At 42.3% G+C, this 17,614-nt stretch carries 19 protein-coding genes; 13 read left to right on the top strand and 6 right to left on the bottom strand.

What is annotated here, in order from left to right; genetic code table 11:
• Positions 1-63 precede the first annotated feature (63 nt).
• Together CSV60_RS02140 and CSV60_RS02135 are read right to left on the bottom strand one after the other, a co-directional pair.
• Positions 64-996, bottom strand: a complete 933-nt coding sequence (locus CSV60_RS02140; protein WP_099630405.1) for an iron-hydroxamate ABC transporter substrate-binding protein — start codon at positions 994-996, stop codon at positions 64-66.
• 3 nt (positions 997-999) lie between these two features.
• The gene (locus CSV60_RS02135; protein ID WP_099630406.1) at positions 1,000-1,794 is read right to left on the bottom strand and encodes an ABC transporter ATP-binding protein; all 795 of its coding nucleotides are present in this window, start codon (positions 1,792-1,794) and stop codon (positions 1,000-1,002) included.
• Positions 1,795-1,916: 122 nt separating this feature from the next.
• Between CSV60_RS02135 and CSV60_RS02130 the strand changes: the two genes are divergently transcribed.
• Positions 1,917-2,963: an NAD(P)/FAD-dependent oxidoreductase gene (locus CSV60_RS02130; RefSeq protein WP_099635843.1), complete on the top strand. Its 1,047-nt coding sequence runs from the start codon at positions 1,917-1,919 to the stop codon at positions 2,961-2,963.
• Between the two features lie 49 nt (positions 2,964-3,012).
• Here CSV60_RS02130 and CSV60_RS02125 read toward each other — a convergent pair whose 3' ends face one another.
• Complete coding sequence (locus tag CSV60_RS02125; RefSeq protein ID WP_099635903.1) at positions 3,013-3,633, bottom strand: MOSC domain-containing protein; 621 nt, start codon at positions 3,631-3,633, stop codon at positions 3,013-3,015.
• Positions 3,634-3,752: 119 nt separating this feature from the next.
• Positions 3,753-4,085, bottom strand: a complete 333-nt coding sequence (locus CSV60_RS02120; protein ID WP_099630408.1) for a DUF5658 family protein — start codon at positions 4,083-4,085, stop codon at positions 3,753-3,755.
• A gap of 180 nt (positions 4,086-4,265) precedes the next feature.
• On the opposite strand from CSV60_RS02120, the gene CSV60_RS02115 reads away from it, so the two are divergent.
• Genes CSV60_RS02115 through CSV60_RS02100 form a run of 4 tightly spaced genes read left to right on the top strand, consistent with a single transcriptional unit; the run spans position 4,266 to position 6,970 of the window.
• Positions 4,266-4,628, top strand: a complete 363-nt coding sequence (locus CSV60_RS02115) for a GntR family transcriptional regulator (RefSeq protein WP_233189522.1) — start codon at positions 4,266-4,268, stop codon at positions 4,626-4,628.
• Positions 4,628-5,536, top strand: a complete 909-nt coding sequence (locus CSV60_RS02110; protein WP_233189508.1) for an ATP-binding cassette domain-containing protein — start codon at positions 4,628-4,630, stop codon at positions 5,534-5,536. Before CSV60_RS02115 ends, CSV60_RS02110 begins: the two co-directional genes overlap by 1 nt.
• Positions 5,508-6,257, top strand: coding sequence for a hypothetical protein (locus tag CSV60_RS02105; RefSeq protein WP_099635842.1), 750 nt, complete (start codon positions 5,508-5,510; stop codon positions 6,255-6,257). Before CSV60_RS02110 ends, CSV60_RS02105 begins: the two co-directional genes overlap by 29 nt.
• Positions 6,254-6,970, top strand: coding sequence for a hypothetical protein (locus CSV60_RS02100; RefSeq protein ID WP_099635841.1), 717 nt, complete (start codon positions 6,254-6,256; stop codon positions 6,968-6,970). Before CSV60_RS02105 ends, CSV60_RS02100 begins: the two co-directional genes overlap by 4 nt.
• A gap of 54 nt (positions 6,971-7,024) precedes the next feature.
• Here the strand turns inward: CSV60_RS02100 and CSV60_RS02095 are convergent, their stop codons facing one another.
• Positions 7,025-7,876 (bottom strand): dimethylarginine dimethylaminohydrolase family protein, encoded by an 852-nt coding sequence (locus tag CSV60_RS02095; protein WP_233189507.1) that lies wholly within the window; start codon positions 7,874-7,876, stop codon positions 7,025-7,027.
• Positions 7,877-8,228: 352 nt separating this feature from the next.
• Here CSV60_RS02095 and nhaC point away from each other — a divergent pair, with 352 nt between their 5' ends.
• Positions 8,229-9,614 carry a Na+/H+ antiporter NhaC gene (gene nhaC / locus CSV60_RS02090; protein WP_369823563.1) on the top strand — a complete coding sequence of 462 codons (1,386 nt, stop codon included), beginning with the start codon at positions 8,229-8,231 and terminating at the stop codon, positions 9,612-9,614.
• Between the two features lie 41 nt (positions 9,615-9,655).
• On the opposite strand, the gene CSV60_RS02085 is transcribed toward nhaC, so the two are convergent.
• Complete coding sequence (locus CSV60_RS02085; RefSeq protein ID WP_099630414.1) at positions 9,656-10,903, bottom strand: HTH domain-containing protein; 1,248 nt, start codon at positions 10,901-10,903, stop codon at positions 9,656-9,658.
• 88 nt (positions 10,904-10,991) lie between these two features.
• Between CSV60_RS02085 and CSV60_RS02080 the strand changes: the two genes are divergently transcribed.
• The 7 genes from CSV60_RS02080 to CSV60_RS02050 all read left to right on the top strand — a co-directional run bounded on the left by CSV60_RS02080 (position 10,992) and on the right by CSV60_RS02050 (position 17,476).
• The gene (locus CSV60_RS02080; protein WP_099630415.1) at positions 10,992-12,104 is read left to right on the top strand and encodes a mandelate racemase/muconate lactonizing enzyme family protein; all 1,113 of its coding nucleotides are present in this window, start codon (positions 10,992-10,994) and stop codon (positions 12,102-12,104) included.
• Positions 12,101-12,757: a GNAT family N-acetyltransferase gene (locus CSV60_RS02075; protein ID WP_099635839.1), complete on the top strand. Its 657-nt coding sequence runs from the start codon at positions 12,101-12,103 to the stop codon at positions 12,755-12,757. The genes CSV60_RS02080 and CSV60_RS02075 overlap by 4 nt, the downstream gene beginning before the upstream one ends.
• A 141-nt stretch (positions 12,758-12,898) precedes the next feature.
• Positions 12,899-13,945 carry a selenide, water dikinase SelD gene (selD, locus tag CSV60_RS02070; RefSeq protein WP_099630417.1) on the top strand — a complete coding sequence of 349 codons (1,047 nt, stop codon included), beginning with the start codon at positions 12,899-12,901 and terminating at the stop codon, positions 13,943-13,945.
• A 21-nt stretch (positions 13,946-13,966) separates the two neighbouring features.
• Entirely contained in the window at positions 13,967-15,001 is a 1,035-nt protein-coding gene (gene mnmH / locus CSV60_RS02065; protein WP_099635838.1) for a tRNA 2-selenouridine(34) synthase MnmH, read from the top strand.
• A gap of 240 nt (positions 15,002-15,241) precedes the next feature.
• Entirely contained in the window at positions 15,242-16,534 is a 1,293-nt protein-coding gene (locus CSV60_RS02060; protein WP_099630419.1) for an MFS transporter, read from the top strand.
• Positions 16,535-16,660: 126 nt separating this feature from the next.
• Positions 16,661-16,903, top strand: a complete 243-nt coding sequence (locus CSV60_RS02055; RefSeq protein ID WP_199171348.1) for a PepSY domain-containing protein — start codon at positions 16,661-16,663, stop codon at positions 16,901-16,903.
• 93 nt (positions 16,904-16,996) lie between these two features.
• Complete coding sequence (locus CSV60_RS02050) at positions 16,997-17,476, top strand: GAF domain-containing protein (RefSeq protein WP_099630420.1); 480 nt, start codon at positions 16,997-16,999, stop codon at positions 17,474-17,476.
• Positions 17,477-17,614: the final 138 nt, after the last annotated feature.

The raw sequence follows: 17,614 nt of genomic DNA, 5'->3' as shown, positions 1-17,614 counted from the left end.
TCCGCTCCTTTCTTGTCATAAAAAAATGGGTTCTTCAATGAAGAAGAGCCCCATCTTGTTTGATTACTTAGTTCCTAAAAAGCTTTTGATGAAGAAATCAAGCTGATTTTCAAGTGTATAGGCATCATTGAAAGAGAATTCTGCTGTGTTTACCTGATAGACTTGATCATTTTTGACGGCAGGAATATTTTTGTACGTTTCTGTTTCTAGGAATGAATTATCTCCTGTATCACTTTTACTCAAGATGACATAGTCCCCGGCAAATTCAGGCAAAACTTCTGCAGATAGCGCATAATATCCGTCTTTCTTAGTCATTTCCTTTACCTTTTCAGGCATAGCCAGTTTCATTTCCTGATAGAGGATTTCCGTTCCTCTTCCCCAGTTATCGCCGAAGACGTAAATTTGTTTGTCAAACTCTTCGATGACGGAAACTGTCGTATCTTCTCCAATTTTGGCTTTAATGTCTTTTCCTGCCTGCTGCGCACGTGCCTTAAATGCATCTACCCACTCAGTTGCTTCTTTTTCTTTATTCAATAACTTTCCAATTTCGATTTGCTGTGTTAAATAATCTACTTTTCCATACGTATAGGTAACAGTAGGAGCAATTTCTTTCAGTTTATCAATATTTTTAATAGTGCTAAGTCCAATAATTAAATCGGGCTCCAGTTCAATGATTTTTTCAATATTTTCATCTGAAACTTCTTCTACATCTTTCAAAAATGAATCAAAGCTTGGATTATCTTTTGACCAAGATTCAGCTCCTACCAAATTCACGCCAAATTCATGTACAGTACCGGCAAAACTAGATAACACCACAACACGCTGCGGATCTGCGGGAACCTCCACTGGACCTTCTTCAGATTGATAAGTAATCGTGTCGCTTGCTCCTTGTTCCTTTGCAGGTATATCTTCTTTCGCGGGTTCTTCCTGTTTAGTGCCACACGCTGCTAACGCAAGTACGATAAGCAAAAGGGCAGGTAATAGAATTTTCTTCAACAGTTATTCGTCTCCTTTTAGTAGATCATATGTGATACATAACGGTTTGCCCGTTCTTGGATCCGTTCCAATTTCGGCGTCAATTCGAAATACTTCTCGCAGTATATCTGGCCGTATTACTTCCTCGCACATACCCGCGCGTACAATTTCCCCATCTTTCATCGCAATGATGAAATCGGCAAAACGTGCTGCTTGGTTCAAATCATGAAGTACCATGACGATGGTGCGTTGTTGCTCTTCGTTGAGCCTTTGCAATAGCTCTAGCACCTCTAATTGATGTGCCATATCCAAATAGGTAGTCGGCTCATCCAGGAAGATAATATCTGTTTCCTGGGCAAGTGCCATCGCAATCCAAACACGCTGGCGTTGACCACCGGATAATGCATCAACTTGGCGATATTTGAAAGCAGTCGTATTGGTGACTTCAAGCGCCCAATTGATAACATCCATATCATGCGCTGTCAAACGTCCCATTGCATTCTGGTAAGGAAATCTACCGTAGGATACCAATTCACCAACTGTTAAACCACTGGCAGCTTCCTGTGTCTGTGGAAGAATAGCCATCGTTTGCGCGAGCTGCTTCGTCCTTTGTTTAATAATATTTCTGCCATCTACTATCACTTCTCCTGATTGATGCGGAATTAAGCGCGTGACAGCTTTTAGAAATGTGGATTTGCCACACCCGTTTGCTCCGATAATAGCAGTCACTTTCTTGTCGGGTATTTGAACCGATAACCCATTAACGATCAGGTGATCATCATATGAAACTTGTAGATTTTCTGTATACAAGCGAACCATTTCGTGAAATCAAACCTTTCCTACTAAGTAATCATTGATAATGATTATCAATATCGGTACAATGAAAACTATAAATTGAAATGCAAGCGATGTCAATAATTATTTGTAAGGGAGAAGATGGAATGGAACAAGATCAGCTACTGGACGTAACGATTATCGGCGGAGGACCTGCGGGGTTATATGCTGCTTTTTATAGTGGATTGCGTGAAATGAAGACGAAAATCATTGAATACCAGCAGCAGCTTGGAGGAAAGATCCATGTCTATCCAGAAAAGATGATTTGGGATATTGGCGGCATGACACCTGCACCGGGAGCACAAGTGATTGAACGGCTTGTGACCCAAGGGTTAACCTTTGATCCGGAAGTCGTGCTCAATGAGAAAATTGCGAAGATTGAAAAGATAGCTGACAAGTACTTTGCATTACATGGCTCGTCAGGTATCGTTCATTACAGCAAAACCGTAATACTCGCAACAGGTACAGGTATTTTGAATCCACAGAAGATTGAAGTGGAAGGCGCAGAACGCTTTGAAGTGTCAAATTTAAACTATACGGTAAAATCTTTGGGACGTTTCAAAGGAAAGACTGTCCTGATTTCAGGCGGTGGCAACGCGGCAGTCGACTGGGCCAATGAACTGCAACCCATCGCTAAAAAAGTGTACCTAACTTATCGAAAAGAGAATTTAAACGGCCATGAAGCGCAAGTGCGACAACTCTTAGAGAGTGGTGTGGTCTGTCACTTTAATACAAATATATCTCGATTCATTGCATCTGAAGATCATAGCTCAATTGAGAGAGTGGAGCTACGACACAATGAAGAAGAAACAGTTACCACGATAGCTGTAGATGAAGTAATTATTAATCACGGTTACGAGCGTGATACTTCGTTAATTGGTGATCAGCAATTGGGTGTTGAACTAACGGAACATAAACAGATTGCCGGAACGTGCACAAGTGCTACGTCTATAGAAGGGATGTATGCGGCAGGGGATGTACTGAGCCACAAAGGCAAACTACATTTAATAGCAGGGGCATTTCAGGATGCAGCGAATGCTGTGAACTGCGCCAAAATCTATATCGACCCCGAAGCAAATGAAAATGGTATGGTATCTTCTCATAATGAACTCTTCAAGGAACGAAATCGTGAATTAGTGAAACAGCTCGTATAAAAAAGAACTGACCAACGATTTTTTATTATCGTAGCGTCAGTTCTTTTATTTAGATATTCCCTAGCTTCTCCAGCCGTTTCATCAGCATGCCCCGCCACTCTTCAGCCAGTGCATCGACTCCCAGAATTCGTTTCAATCCTTCCACGTCTTTAGGACGCTGAAAATACACTTCATTTGCATAAAGAATGGAAACTTGGTTTGGATCTTGTTGAAGCGAAGTAATTGTTGAATCTGAACGAACAATTCCTTCTTCCACCACACGGCATAAATAGCCTGTGAATCCAGTGTTGACCATTCCTATCATCAAATCGGGTAAGCCAGTTCGCTTACTAATTGTGCTGCAAGGGACTCGACCTTGTGTTACTTGAATAACTGCGTCTCCCACTGCAAACACATCTCCAATACATATATCTTTCTCAAGCATTCCATCCACTGTCAGATTTTCTCCGAAAGTAGAAGAGGGCAACGTGCAGGAAAATTTCTTTTCCCAGAAAGTATAGTGCTCACTCGGATAGACACAGACCGCTCGGTCAGGACCGCCATGATGTTTCGTATCCGCAATCCCGTCTCCTTGAAAACCATCTACAGAAAGAAATGCTTCTTCGACAGACTGTTTACAAATAGCACTGGAAAATTCTCCACCAGTAGTAGATTGCACTATACGCGGCATCCCAATAGATAGCGTCCGCAATGAAGGTTCACTGTTCAATAAAAATCCCTACTTTCCGCGTGTTTATACATGTAGTATACAATAAATGCGATTTATAGAAGGGATGATTATAGCGCATGTCAGATTGCGACCATGATTAACCAAAAGATATGCATGAATAATACTGCAATATAAATAAATAATGCAGTGGTCAAAGAAATACGGACGACGATTCCTGACGAACTAACCGTTACGATATATAAAAGCAGTAAAGGTAACCCTAGTTTTACTACGTAGAACAAAGGAATACTTTGTTCATATAAAAATGATACTAGCAAATTGGCTTCTTCTATAAGACCAAACCGCAAACCATAATCCGTGAAAATGGCATCTAATAAACATAAGCAAGCCAATAGAAAGCCTGCATTGATTAATCTGTTTTGCTGAATAGGAAAATCCTTAACTGTATTCATTTTATCGGCTCCTTACATACAGTGTAGTTACCTAGGGTGTGTAATTAGTGACGATTTTATTCATCGATTCACCATAATTTTTATATGATTAGTTATTTGCATTATGTTATGAAAATGCGTATAGTACATTACAACAGTAATGTGCTAGGTAACCTTGAGGTGGTGAAATTCTTGCTTGAGATGGATGGAGAAAAGCCGATTTATATACAAATTGCAGAATGGTTAGAGACAGAAATTATTGATGGTACGTTACAAGCGGACGATAAAGTGTACTCGCAGTATCAATTGGCAGATCTTTTCAATATCAATCCTGCGACTGCCGGGAAGGGACTGACGATTTTACTAGATGCGGAACTTATTTATAAAAAACGTGGCCTTGGCACATTTGTAACAGCTGACGCACGTGAGAAACTGCTGACGAAGCGTAAAGGCGGTAGGTTAAGTCGTCTGGTGCAGGAGCTGCTTAATGAAGCGGTATTACTTGGGCTGGAAGAAGATCAGCTAATTAAATTAATCCAGGCAGGGCGAAAGGAGAGGTCATAATGTCAGCAATTACGTTGAAAAACGTGTCAAAAAGTTATCGATCTATTACAATACTGGACCAGTTGAATTTAGAAATCCGTAAGAATGTCATTACGGGATTGGTAGGACGTAATGGTGTGGGAAAGACGACGTTGATGAAGATGATTGCGGGATTCATAAAAGAGTCGGATGGAGAACTTCGTGTGTTTGGTGAGCATCCCTTTAATAGTCTCAAGGTTTCCGCCAACATGATGTTCATTGACGATATGATGGGCTTCCCGGATGCACTAACATTGGATGATTTGCTAACAGAATGTGATCGCTTCTATGAAAATTGGAATCAAGATCTAGCTGTGCGTCTGCTTGAATACTTTAAATTACCGCTGTCGCTGAATCATCGCGTACTGTCAAAAGGGAAGCGTAGTACATTCAATGCAATTATTGGTATTGCCACACGTTGTCCACTCACGATGTTTGATGAGCCAATTACAGGAATGGATGCTGGGGCGCGTAGGGATTTTTACAGGGCGCTGCTGAAAGATTATATCGCTTATCCCCGCACTATTTTGTTGTCGAGTCATCACATGGAAGAAATGGAGGATTTGCTGGAGGATATTTTGGTGATTGACGGCAAGAGCATCTCGTTTCATGGACCGATAACTGAACTGCAGGAAAAATTCCTGTCACTTCAAGCGCGAGAGAGTGTGCTGAAATCCTATGCGATTCGCTATGCGGTTGTTCATCGTGCAAACGCGGGGCCAATGACGGAATGGATTGTTGACAATCAGTATACCGAAGCGGAAGTGGAAGAGTTGAAGCAGGCGGGCATCCGCGTATCGTCGGTTTCTGCAAGCCAAGCGTACTTGGCGATGACGGGCCAGGCGACGGGAGGTGTAGACGATGTTTTCAACGCAATGGAGCGTCAATGAACTGGCGAAGCGTCAGTATTTATTTAAATTGAGTACCAATGGCGCGGTATTTACTACGCTGATAGTGCTACAGATTATTGGGACTATATTTATAAGTGGAGCGGGGTCCTCATCCATGAACGAATGGGAAGAGATGATTTCTGTTAACTACACGTCCATATCAAATGATAGTCAGGTAGGCTTGACATTATTCTGGGCACTCATTGTTGGATTCTTGCTGACATCGGCTGCACAGCGTAATGAATCCTTTTCATTCGTGACGAATCGTCTGACCTTTCAGCTGGCAAACTTTTATTTCATTTGCACAGCGTCATTACTTGGGGGTGTAACGACCGTGTTGATCGGGTCGGTCATGAAGATTGTTGCGCTGTTTGGCGATAATGTCATTATAGAAACGACAGGCCTTCTGTCGTCGCCGCTTGATTTCTTCTCCCGGATTCTCGTAATGACCGCGTACACATTGCTGCTTATGATGATTGGGTATTTACTTGGAACTTTAATACAGTTTAGCAAGTTGTTCATTGCCTTGTTTGGATTAATCTGGTTTGTGTATTTCACGTTCGGTATCAGTTTGTCAGTTGGCGAAGGTGATGGCGTATTGTACTTTTACTACGGAGAGACATCTATTCTGGTATTTGTTTTGAAAGTAGTAGTATCGGTTGCTGTACTGTTTGGTATCAGCCTCTTTGTGACAAATCGTTTGGAGGTGAGAAATCCATGATGTTTTTTATGGTGTTGATACCGATAGTCCTACTTCTTGGTCTGGTTCCTATTGTGATATTTACGAAAAACATGAAACGTACACGATTGAAGAAATCATTTCATCGCCATATTATTGTAGGTTATCTTGTGTTATTGTTACTCGGCGTTGTCGTGGCGGAATTTATGGAGCGTAAGGTAGAATCTCATATTCCACCAAAAGTAACGGATAAAGATATTGAATTTGATTTGCAATCTGCGATTGTAGAAAGGGCCACGATTCCTGAACATCTCGTTCTAGCGAAGCGGTCACATGAGGTGAAAGATGAACTATCGATATCCCCCTTCACTGGTGCTTATATGTTGATTGAACGTACATCCGATAACAGTAATATGGTCGGGGAAACCGTCTACACCCCTGAGTTATTGGCAAATATCGGTGATGGTGATGGGGATGATGTGTATTATGACTTTACGGATCAGCTCGAAATTGCATTACCAATTTGGGAAAACAATTGGATGACTGTTCCTAAACAGCCTCGGAATAATATTCAGTATACATTTTATCATGATTCAAATATATTGAATCAGTTCACCGGTGAAAAAACGCATGGCTATTCCTCTGGCTCAGTGTCGGCAGCCATGATGATTCACTTGGTCATACCCGAATCGATTGAGTTGAATCTTCCTGAGATTGAAAGTGAACGTGGAACCTATATAGAAATTCTTGAATAGAAAAAGACCGAAGTATAAACGCTGCATTGTGCGTTTATGCTTCGGTCTTTTGTATTATCCGCGTTCTACGGGCATTGAGCAACATCTAAAAGAGCCGCCGGATTTGATAATTTCCGAGAAGTCGACTTCAATGACCTCAAACCCATGTGCGCGTAAGTTTTTATTCACTTGTTTATTTTGTGGAAGGCTGAATACTTTGTTGTTACCAATTGAAAGAACATTGGTACCAAGCGAAAACTGTTCATCTTCGGCCACTTCAATCAGTTCATACGAATCGGCCAGTTGATGCAGTGTTTCCTGATCAAATGCCGCTGGAAATACGAGCGCTTTTTCGGGTGAAAGAATATTAAAAACGCAGTCGAGATGTAAGTACTGCCCGTCAAATGGAATCCGCTTGAGTTGATAATCAGGAAGCTTTTCCTCCAGTTTATTTACAGCTTCCCTGGACGTACGACTACTGATGCCGATGTAGATGGTATCCCTGTCAACGATAATGTCGCCGCCTTCCATTCGATCGGTGGCGGACTGATAGGGGATGTCATGTGCAATCAGCCATTCTTTTAGTGTGATTTCTTCACCTTTTCGAATATTTGCAGCCAAGTCGGCTATGAATACGTCATTGCCGATTGTGAAGCCAATATCTCGTGTGAAAACTTGCTCGGGGTATTTTTCAGAAGGAGGAAGCGTGATGACTTCCACTCCGTTTTCCTTCAAGAGTTTTTCAAATTCTGCGTGCTGACTCATTGCACGTTGTATATCAATATTATCATCTTCATACTTTTTTTGTACTTCGTTAATGACTTCATCAATCGCCATAAATTCCGGCTGGCATAATATGACTCGGCGCAGTGTATCGTATTCTGTTACGCACTTTATCGTATCTATTCTTTGGTTAGTATTTGTCACTGGCAGTGTGCCCCCATTCATGAAAGTACTTTGTATTATTCCCGTTGCCTAGGTTTATAAACTACTTTGGCCATTGTTTCCACTACTTCGGAAAGATGTTAATTTGTAGTGGTTGGTAAATGTACATATTAACAAAACAGCTCTCTCATAGGGACAGACTAGTCAATAGGAAAAAACATAGTAAACGCTTACATATTTATATTGACAAATAATTTAGAAAATGTATAAAATAGATTAACCGACTATATAACGACATATCCTAATTGGCTGAATTTGAATGGAGGGTTGCGTAGTGGATCAGAGGAAAAAAAGAGAAATTGGGTTCTGGTGGTCTATTCTACCGTTAGTCTTAATGATACTGGTTATGATCATAACTGTAGTTAAGCTTAAAGAGGGACCGCACATGCCGCTAATTGTAGGGACTGCCATTGCGTCACTCGTAGCCTGGCGTCATGGTTTCTCGTGGAAAGAAATTGAGGAAATGATGTACAAAGGAATTCGTTTGGCCCTTCCAGCAGTCGTCATCATTATGCTTGTCGGTTTGGTTATTGGCTCGTGGATGGGCGGAGGGATAGTTGCCACAATGATCTTCTACGGATTGAAAATCATTACACCCTCTTGGTTCCTAGTAGCCATTGCGCTGATTTGTGCAATCGTTTCATTGGCAATAGGTAGCTCATGGTCGACAATGGCTACGATAGGTGTAGCTGGGATGGGTATTGGACTCAGTATGGGGATTCCAGCCGGAATGGTAGCAGGGGCTGTCATTTCTGGCGCATACTTTGGAGACAAGATGTCACCGTTATCCGATACAACCAATTTAGCCGCAGGACTTACTGGAACGGATTTATTTGATCATATTAAGCATATGTTGTATACGACGATTCCTGGATTAATAATTGCTCTTGGGGTATTCACATTCCTCGGAAGAAGATTCGGGTCAGGTGAATCTGAATTAACATCGATTGCCAACACATCCCAGGTTATGCAAGAGAGCTTCGTTATCTCACCCTGGTTATTGCTAGTTCCTTTGGCAGTCATTGTGATGGTTGCCATGAAGATTCCTGCAGTACCGGCATTGATTATCGGGATTATAATGGGTTTTTTATCACATGTAACGCTTCAGTCGGGGACATTTGCAGATGCGCTCGGTGCTCTGCAAAGTGGTTTTGCAATCGAGACGGGCAATCAGCTAGTAGATAAACTATTTAATGGCGGTGGTCTTGATAGTATGATGTATACCGTCTCTATGACTATTGTGGCCATGACTTTCGGTGGTATTCTTGAGTATTCAGGTATGTTGCGGGCCATTATGAAGCAATTGCTGAAAGTCGTGAAGTCTACATCTACATTAATTATTTCAACGATCGGTGCGTGTGTCATGACCAATGCAACTTGTTCTGAACAATACGTTTCGATTGTTGTACCTTCTAGAATGTTTAGTAAAACATATAAGGATATGGGTTTGAACTCGAAGAACCTGTCGCGTGCACTGGAAGACGGTGGAACACTGACATCCGTATTTATTCCTTGGAATACTTGTGGTGTGTTTATATTCGGTACGCTTGGTGTAAGTGTAGTAGAATACGGCCCGTACGCTATTCTAAATTTCGCTGTTCCTCTCATTTCGATTCTCTATGCTTTAACTGGTTTTTCTGTTGTCAAAATGACATCTGAGGAAATTGTGGAAATGAGTGGGCAAGAAGCGAAGTTGGAACTCGAAGCGCAACTTGAATAATTAAAAAGCAAAGCCGAGTTATTAACGGCTTTGCTTTTTTACTAGATGGTAAGCTTCATTTTGTACAATGCGCGTGGTCTGCCTTGGCTGTAGGTCATTTCTTCACCAACTGAAACGACAAATTGTTGATCCATTAGTTTTTTAATTGTTCGTTCAGCGGTTCTTCTAGAGACAGCTAAATATCCAGCTAAATCATTAGCAGTGAATGGTGTGGATTGTCTAAATTCATCAAACAGCGTTAGCTTAGAAATGACTGCAGGGCTCAATGTCGTCTTTTCACTGATCTTAAGCAAATTTGGGTCGTCCAACCTCATCGCAACTGCCGGTTTTATAGCAGGCATAGGACCATGAAGTTTCTTATATTCATCTAGCATAAAGACTCCTATGTCGTCCGCTTGTTTGCTGAGTTGCAGTGCGCTCATCGCATTGTCGCTGGCCTCCAGGGTTGTGAGTCCTAATCCAAAAGACAATGTGGATGCTGATTGAAGCGATTCACAGAACTGGACGAAGGCTTTTAAAGCGAAAACAAATTCTATAGTGCCTAGAGTAGTGTAGAAAAAGAAGTTGCCCTCTTTTTCTTTCCACTGCGCCTGCAAGTAGTTCGCTAACTTTTCAATAGTGTCCTGCGGAAGTTTCTCAGGTCGGTGAACTTGTAGTACTCCTACAGCGATTTTAGTTGCTTCACTTCTTGCAAAATCTGCTTGTTGGACTGCATGTTCCATTGCACGTAAAATATTGCTTGTGGGATCCAGCATCCGGAATGATGGGATGCCTGCCGCTTGTAATTGATCGTATACGGCATGCACACTAGTTACTGCTAATTTCGACTTCCCGCTTTTAACATGATCCATATGAAAATTCACAACCGCTTGTAAATCCGTATTGGCTTGTAATTCATGTATAGCGGGCTTCTGAACGGAAGAAAGAGGACCGAGATCCTGTAAAATCTGTTCAATATGTGTTAGCTCTTTTATATCTATAGAAATATCATGAATCGCCATATTTTTTTCTGAAGCAAGGTATAATAAAGTGACGGCGATTGTATGTTCATTTTGTTGGACATGGAATGCTGGAATTGAGATGGTCTGTAGAACTTGTTTGGACGCTTCATAAGGCAGGGAGCCAGAGAACAAAATGGCATGACAAGGCTTCATTGTCTTTAGTAGCCGAGGAGCATCGGACGGCCTGTCGTATTGATAGCAATCAATACGCATATTATGTGGTAATACAATACTCCTTGCTTGCCGACAAAATTCTTGTGAGCCGATCAATGCAATGGTAACCTTCATAATGGGATCCCCTCTTTTTATTAACGACTATTTAACGACAATCATACAACACAGATGAAAAGCTGCCAATAGGAAAGGAAGAAAAATAATGAAAATAACTGAAATAGAAATTTTTGCGATTCGATTACCGCTCTATGAACCCTTTGTAATTAGCTATGCATCTTATGCTGACATGCCATCTATTATTGTGAAATTAACAACAGATACAGGTTATGTAGGTTACGGTGAAGCGGTAGCGGATGACCATGTCACGGGGGAAAGCTGGGAAGGTACATTTGCCGTACTACGTCATACACTCGCTCCCGTTTTACTTGGTGAAAATCCAAGTTGCTTTGGGAAAATTCATGAACTGATGGATCAGGCGATTTACGGTGTGCCTACGGCGAAAGCGGCGCTAGACATTGCTTGCTTTGACGCAGTAGGGAAGGCATATGGTATCCCTGCCTACAATTTACTTGGTGGACGTTATCATGAGAGTTTTCCGATTACACATGTTCTAAGTATCGCTTCACCCGAACATATGGCACAAGAGGCTGCTGACCGTGTGGCAGCGGGTTATAGTTCATTAAAGATGAAAGTCGGTATCAACGCAGCGGAAGACGTCAAGCGAATTCAAGCTGTGCGCGAACGCGTGGGTAAAGAAATTGCAATTCGAGTAGACGTTAACCAAGGTTGGGTCAACAGTGCGACGACATTGCAGGCGATGAAACAATTGGAGTGCTGTGATCTGGATTGGCTCGAGCAGCCAGTAAAAGCAGATGACATCGATGCAATGGTAGAAATCAAATCGAAAATCGCAACACCTCTAATGGCAGATGAGGGATTGCGTGGAGTGCGCGAAATGCGTGAAATCATCGCAAAGCGTGCAGCGGATAAAGTGAATATCAAGCTCATGAAATGTGGAGGTATGTATCCTGCAATGAAGCTTGCACATATGGCTGAGATGGCCGGCATTGAATGCCAGGTTGGATCAATGGTGGAGTCGTCTATTGGATCTGCGGCAGGATTCCATGTAGCTTTCTCACAAAAAGCGATGACGAGTGTAGAACTAACTGGGCCGTTGAAATTCAGTAAAGACGTCGGTAATCTGCACTATGAAGTACCGTTTATTAAACTCAATGAAAAACCTGGACTGGGTATCGATGTAGATGAGCAAACGCTAGAAGAATTAACAGTGCGTAGAGAAAAGGTGACATTATGACATTGCAAGCATCCCTTTCATTGCTAACAGAAGACCAGCTACCGAAAGTTCTAGCGTTACAAGAGCGGATCATAGCGGTTCTCGAGCAGCCTGAATTTCTTCAACCGCTTACACATGAAGAGTTTGAGTATATTCTACGTGGCAACGGCATGATGGTGGGGGCTTTCGTAGACGATCGTCTCGTCGCGTTTCGTGCCATGTTGGATCCTGGTGAAGACGATGAGCATTTGGGAATCGATGTTGGGGTATTACAAAACGAATTATCCAGTGTGCTATACTCGGAGATTTCAGGTGTGGATCCAGACTATAGAGGGCATGGACTGCAAACGACATTAGGTAAATGGCTGATGGAACATGTAGAGAGAGACCGCTACCGCTATATTTGTACAACTGTTGCACCATTTAATATTCCGAGCTTGAAAGATAAATTTTCACTTGGTTTACGAATTAAAGGACTCAAAGTTAAATATGGCAATAAACTTCGTTATATTTTATTCATGGATTTGCAAAAGCCTTTTCCTAAAACCACTTCACAGCAAAAATTCGTTCTAATGGGGAACACTGAACAGCAACAAAAATTGCTGAAAGAAGGTTGGATTGGGGAATCTATCGAGAAAAAAGAGGGCCATTGGTATGTACTATACGTAAAATAATAGCTTTGTAACATGTAAGACTATGCCTAAAAGCGTAGTCTTTTTTTCATCCTTCAGTAAAATTTTAAGTGCCCAACAGATCTAGAATGCAAACTCTATGGTAAAATATAGGGACTACAAATTGAAAGGTTGATATCCACAATGCAAAAGTCTTCTGTAAAACTCACTTCATTATCTTCAAAAGGAGGCTGTGGTTGTAAAATTGGACCTGCTGATTTAGCTGAAGTTCTTCGCACATTGCCTCCCGGTCTCACTGATCCTAATTTGCTGGTAGGATTGGATACAGGCGACGACGCAGGTGTATATAAGATAAATGATACGACTGCCATCGTGCAGACACTAGATTTCTTCACACCCATTGTCAATGATCCATATGACTTTGGACAAGTGGCGGCGGCGAATGCAATCAGCGATGTCTATGCAATGGGCGGTAAACCCATTACAGCATTGAACATCGTCGCATTCCCGATACATACACTTGACCGCAGTATCTTGACGGAGATCTTGCGGGGAGCTGCTGACAAATTGAAAGAAGCTGGTGCCGTTCTTGTCGGTGGCCACTCCATTGATGATCAGGAACCAAAGTTTGGTATGCAAGTAACTGGAACGGTACATCCTGACAAGATCCGTACGAATGCAGGAGCAGAACCTGGCGATCGTTTGATACTGACAAAACCGATTGGCGTAGGTATCATGACCACTTCGTTAAAAAACGGATTATTGTCTAAAGAAGAAGAAATTGACGTGACAAAAGTGATGACCACACTCAATAAAACGGCGGCTGAAGTGATGGATGATTACAACATTCATGCTTCAACAGACGTAACAGGCTTCGGCTTGCTTGGACATGCCTCCGAAATGGCAACAGGTAGTGGCGTGTGCTTGCGAATTGATAACGACAAAGTTCCTGTTTTACCTCGTACACGAACACTTGCAGAAGCGGGTTCGGTTCCAGGCGGTACGAAAAATAACTTTGCACATATAGAGGATATGGTTGAATATCCGGAATCATTGGATCAAGTTGGCAGATGGATTTTATGTGACGCAGTAACTTCTGGCGGTTTGCTTGTAGCAGTTGCTGGAGATGAAGCGGATCGTTTGCAAGAGCATCTGCGTGAAGCGGGAGTCGATGCGCATATTATTGGAGAAGTAACTGATGAACATAATGGTCGAATTATCGTTCAGTAAATCAAGGAGATGGGAAATTACATGGTACGGGACATTACATTGACGGAAGCGCTCGAGTTACAGGAAAAGCATTCACATACATTAGTCGATGTACGCTCTCCGAAAGAGTTTAAGGAAGCAACTATTCCGGGCAGTATGAACATTCCGATTTTCACGAATGAAGAACGTGCGGAAGTGGGTATGCTATATAAGCAAGTAGGAAAACAAGCAGCAATGGATCATGGTCTAGTTATTTTCTCTAAAAAATTACCCGAATTCATTGCAGAGTTCAGGAAAATAGACACACCAATCACTGTGTTTTGTTGGCGTGGCGGCATGCGAAGTAAAACGGCAGCGACCGTACTGGAATTGATGGGAATCCGCTCAAGCCGAATCAGTGGCGGGATTCATACATATCGCCAGCGGGTTATTGCACGACTGCAAGAAACGATCAAACCTAAATTGCTTGTACTAAACGGGTATACAGGAAGTGGCAAGACGAAGATTCTTCATAAGCTGATGGAAGACGGCTATCCGGTCATTGATCTAGAAGGTATGGCGGGACATAGAGGTTCGATATTTGGACAAATCGGTGTCGAGCCGAACAACCAGAAGAAATTCGAATTGCTACTTGCAAATAAACTAGAGAGGTATGAAAATGAGCCATATATTTTCATAGAAGGCGAAAGCAAACGCATAGGACAAGTACATATGCCGGAACTACTGTTTGAGAAAAAAGGACAAAGCCCTCAATGGATTATTCAACTACCGTTCGAAGTACGTGTCAAAGAAATCCTTTCCGTGTACGAACCGGAAAAACAACCAGATCTGTTTCTAGAAGCTTTTACAAGAATTCGCAAACGCATCTATCAACCAATTGCAGTACAAATTCAGGAGGACCTGGAGAGCGGGCGGTTCACAGAAGCCGTAGAACAGTTGTTGACTCACTACTACGACCCACAATACGAACACTCTGTAGCCCGCTTTGCTACAATTGGCCAAGATATCATCCAGGCTGCAACTATACAAGAAGCGTATGAGGAATGCTTAAAGAGATATAAAGAGCTAATGAAATAAGTGAAGGTAGACTATCTTTTGGATAGTCTTTTCTTTTGCGTAAAAAAACACTAGTTGACTGATAGTATAAAACGCCATACTTTTAAGGAAACGAGCAGTCATGGAAATTCGGGATTGCTTGTTTTTGCGTATGGAAAAGGCCCCTCTTTCCATTTGTTAATATGTGATAAGATAAATAAAGTGTAAAAGTTCATTAACATATAGATCTATTGTACGGTAATAGAAAAGGTGGGGAATTTCATGTCAAAACGGCAAGATTATTCATTCTATACAAAATCAAAAGAAGCGCAGAAGCAATTGTATAAGCGCTCTTTACTTGTCGTGATCATTTCCCAAATATTTAGTGGTGCCGGACTTGCAGCTGGAATTACAGTAGGGGCGCTATTAATTCAAGATATGACAGGGAACGAAAGCTTAGCCGGTATGCCCATTGCGCTATCTACTTTTGGTTCAGCATTCTCAGCCTATCTTGTCGGTAGGTTGTCCCAACGTTATGGTCGTCGCCTCGGCCTTGGCGCAGGCTTTATTACCGGTGGTGTAGGTGCGTTCGGTGTGATTTTAGCCGTGATGACCGGAAGTCTTGCTGTGTTATTCCTTTTTCTGTTTATCTATGGAGCAGGTACATCCTCCAATCTACAAGCCCGCTATGCCGGAACAGATCTAGCGAATGAAAAGCAACGGGCTACTGCGGTTAGTGTCGCTCTTGTTTCAACCACAATTGGTGCGGTAGCCGGACCCAATCTCGTCTTGCCAATGGGATATGTAGCAGATTTCATCGGTATACCTTCGTTAACGGGTGTATTTCTACTAGCAGGGGTCGCCTACGTATTATCCGGGCTGACATTCTTACTGTTTTTACGACCGGATCCTTTACTCGTTGCACGTGAGATTGAATTGGCGGAACAAAAAGAACGTGGAGAGTCTGATGAAGGACGTGTTGCTCGTCAACATACGGTCAAGAGGATGGGAATTTGGGTGGGTAGCATTGTTCTTGTACTATCGCATGGCGTCATGGTTGCTATTATGACAATGACCCCTGTCCATATGCAGCATCACGGCGCTTCCATATCAGGAATTGGTTTAGTCATCGGTTTACATATCGCAGGTATGTATGTACCATCCATTTTTACTGGTGTATTAGTAGACCGTATTGGACGACCGATTATGGTAATTGCGTCCGGGATGACACTTGCGCTAGCAGGTATTCTTGCAGCCTATGTAGCGGGCGAATCGATATTCTGGATGTCCGTATCGCTCATATTGCTGGGGGTTGGCTGGAACTTTGGATTAATCAGCGGAACAGCTATTGTTATCGATTCAACTGACGTGTTAAGTCGTGCGAAGATCCAAGGAAGCATTGACGTGTTTGTCGCACTGGCGGGGACAGTAGGTGGACTTGCATCAGGAATTGTCATGGCATTTTTCGGTTTTTCCATGTTAAGTTTTCTTGGAACGTATATTTCGTTACTACTTATTCCGCTCATTATTTGGATGCGTTATAAAGAAAAGAAAGTTCCAGCACAAACTGCCTGACAAAAACGGATTATTTCCTTGGAAATAATCCGTTTTTCTTTCGTAAACGACATGCTTGGCTGTGTAGCATCTTTCCTCTCCTTCACATAGATTAACAGCGTAGAAGGAAATGGGAGGGGTCATATATTGAATCAGCAAAGTGAGTACTGGATGAATCACTGGCAACATCCGCAATATCGCAGGATTTCAATGGAGCAGGCAAATGAAATCGCACGACAAAGAGTACCGGGTGAAGTGGTGAAATCAGAACTGGAACTTGATGACGGCATGTTGATATATGAAGTGGATATTCGCACAGTAGAAGGACAGAAGTATGAAATCAAAATTGATGCCGTGACCGGTGAGGTGCTAAGGGTGAAATTAGATTGATTTAAAACAACGAATGGAGTTCGTTTACTTTTCCAATTCTATTATTCTGTGTATGATTAACATAAGAACTGTCACAGAAAGTAGGGAATTAGTATGTATACACCCATTGATTATTCCAATGACTTACAAGAGAAGTACGCACAACTAATCACACAGTTGGATGCACTCATGTCGGGAGAGCCGAACGTCTACGCAAACTTAAGCAACGCATCCGCGTTACTCAATCAATTCTTCGACCGCATCAATTGGGTAGGTTTTTACTTGATGGACGGCGATGAGCTCGTGCTCGGACCATTCCAGGGATTACCGGCATGTATCCGTATTCCGCTCGGCAGAGGTGTTTGCGGAACAGTTGCGAAGACGAAAGAAGGCTTAGTTGTACCAGACGTTAATGCGTTCCCAGGCCATATCGCATGCGACGTAGCATCCCGTTCCGAAGTTGTTGTACCGCTGATTAAAGATGGAGAAGTATTTGGTGTACTCGACATCGATAGCCCTGAATTAGATCGCTTTACAGAAGACGATTTGGCGGGATTGACGCAAGTAGTAAAAACGCTTATGAAACATATCTAGTGGAAAAGTAAGGTAACGGGAAGGCATAGTTGCTCGACGTTCCAGGCGGACGCTCTTCTTGTGGACCCGCGGTGAGCCAACTAGCATTTCTTTCTCGATTTGGAGATCTTCATGATACATTGAGAAATAGTAATGTAC

Origin of the sequence: Sporosarcina sp. P7 (genome assembly GCF_002743425.1) — a bacterium.
GTDB lineage: Bacteria > Bacillota > Bacilli > Bacillales_A > Planococcaceae > Sporosarcina.
Note: the sequence above shows the minus strand (reverse complement) of the source record. Positions and strands in the feature narration are given on the sequence as shown.

What these genes read in the sequence shown, in the direction of transcription:
- CSV60_RS02135 (WP_099630406.1), bottom strand. Translation starts at nt 1,794, where the DNA reads ATGGTTCGCTTGTATACAGAAAATCTACAAGTTTCATATGATGATCAC.
- CSV60_RS02130 (WP_099635843.1), top strand. Translation starts at nt 1,917, where the DNA reads ATGGAACAAGATCAGCTACTGGACGTAACGATTATCGGCGGAGGACCT.
- CSV60_RS02125 (WP_099635903.1), bottom strand. Translation starts at nt 3,633, where the DNA reads ATGCCGCGTATAGTGCAATCTACTACTGGTGGAGAATTTTCCAGTGCT.
- CSV60_RS02120 (WP_099630408.1), bottom strand. Translation starts at nt 4,085, where the DNA reads ATGAATACAGTTAAGGATTTTCCTATTCAGCAAAACAGATTAATCAAT.
- CSV60_RS02115 (WP_233189522.1), top strand. Translation starts at nt 4,266, where the DNA reads ATGGATGGAGAAAAGCCGATTTATATACAAATTGCAGAATGGTTAGAG.
- CSV60_RS02110 (WP_233189508.1), top strand. Translation starts at nt 4,628, where the DNA reads ATGTCAGCAATTACGTTGAAAAACGTGTCAAAAAGTTATCGATCTATT.
- CSV60_RS02105 (WP_099635842.1), top strand. Translation starts at nt 5,508, where the DNA reads ATGTTTTCAACGCAATGGAGCGTCAATGAACTGGCGAAGCGTCAGTAT.
- CSV60_RS02100 (WP_099635841.1), top strand. Translation starts at nt 6,254, where the DNA reads ATGATGTTTTTTATGGTGTTGATACCGATAGTCCTACTTCTTGGTCTG.
- nhaC (WP_369823563.1), top strand. Translation starts at nt 8,229, where the DNA reads ATGATACTGGTTATGATCATAACTGTAGTTAAGCTTAAAGAGGGACCG.
- CSV60_RS02085 (WP_099630414.1), bottom strand. Translation starts at nt 10,903, where the DNA reads ATGAAGGTTACCATTGCATTGATCGGCTCACAAGAATTTTGTCGGCAA.
- CSV60_RS02080 (WP_099630415.1), top strand. Translation starts at nt 10,992, where the DNA reads ATGAAAATAACTGAAATAGAAATTTTTGCGATTCGATTACCGCTCTAT.
- CSV60_RS02075 (WP_099635839.1), top strand. Translation starts at nt 12,101, where the DNA reads ATGACATTGCAAGCATCCCTTTCATTGCTAACAGAAGACCAGCTACCG.
- selD (WP_099630417.1), top strand. Translation starts at nt 12,899, where the DNA reads ATGCAAAAGTCTTCTGTAAAACTCACTTCATTATCTTCAAAAGGAGGC.
- mnmH (WP_099635838.1), top strand. Translation starts at nt 13,967, where the DNA reads ATGGTACGGGACATTACATTGACGGAAGCGCTCGAGTTACAGGAAAAG.
- CSV60_RS02060 (WP_099630419.1), top strand. Translation starts at nt 15,242, where the DNA reads ATGTCAAAACGGCAAGATTATTCATTCTATACAAAATCAAAAGAAGCG.
- CSV60_RS02050 (WP_099630420.1), top strand. Translation starts at nt 16,997, where the DNA reads ATGTATACACCCATTGATTATTCCAATGACTTACAAGAGAAGTACGCA.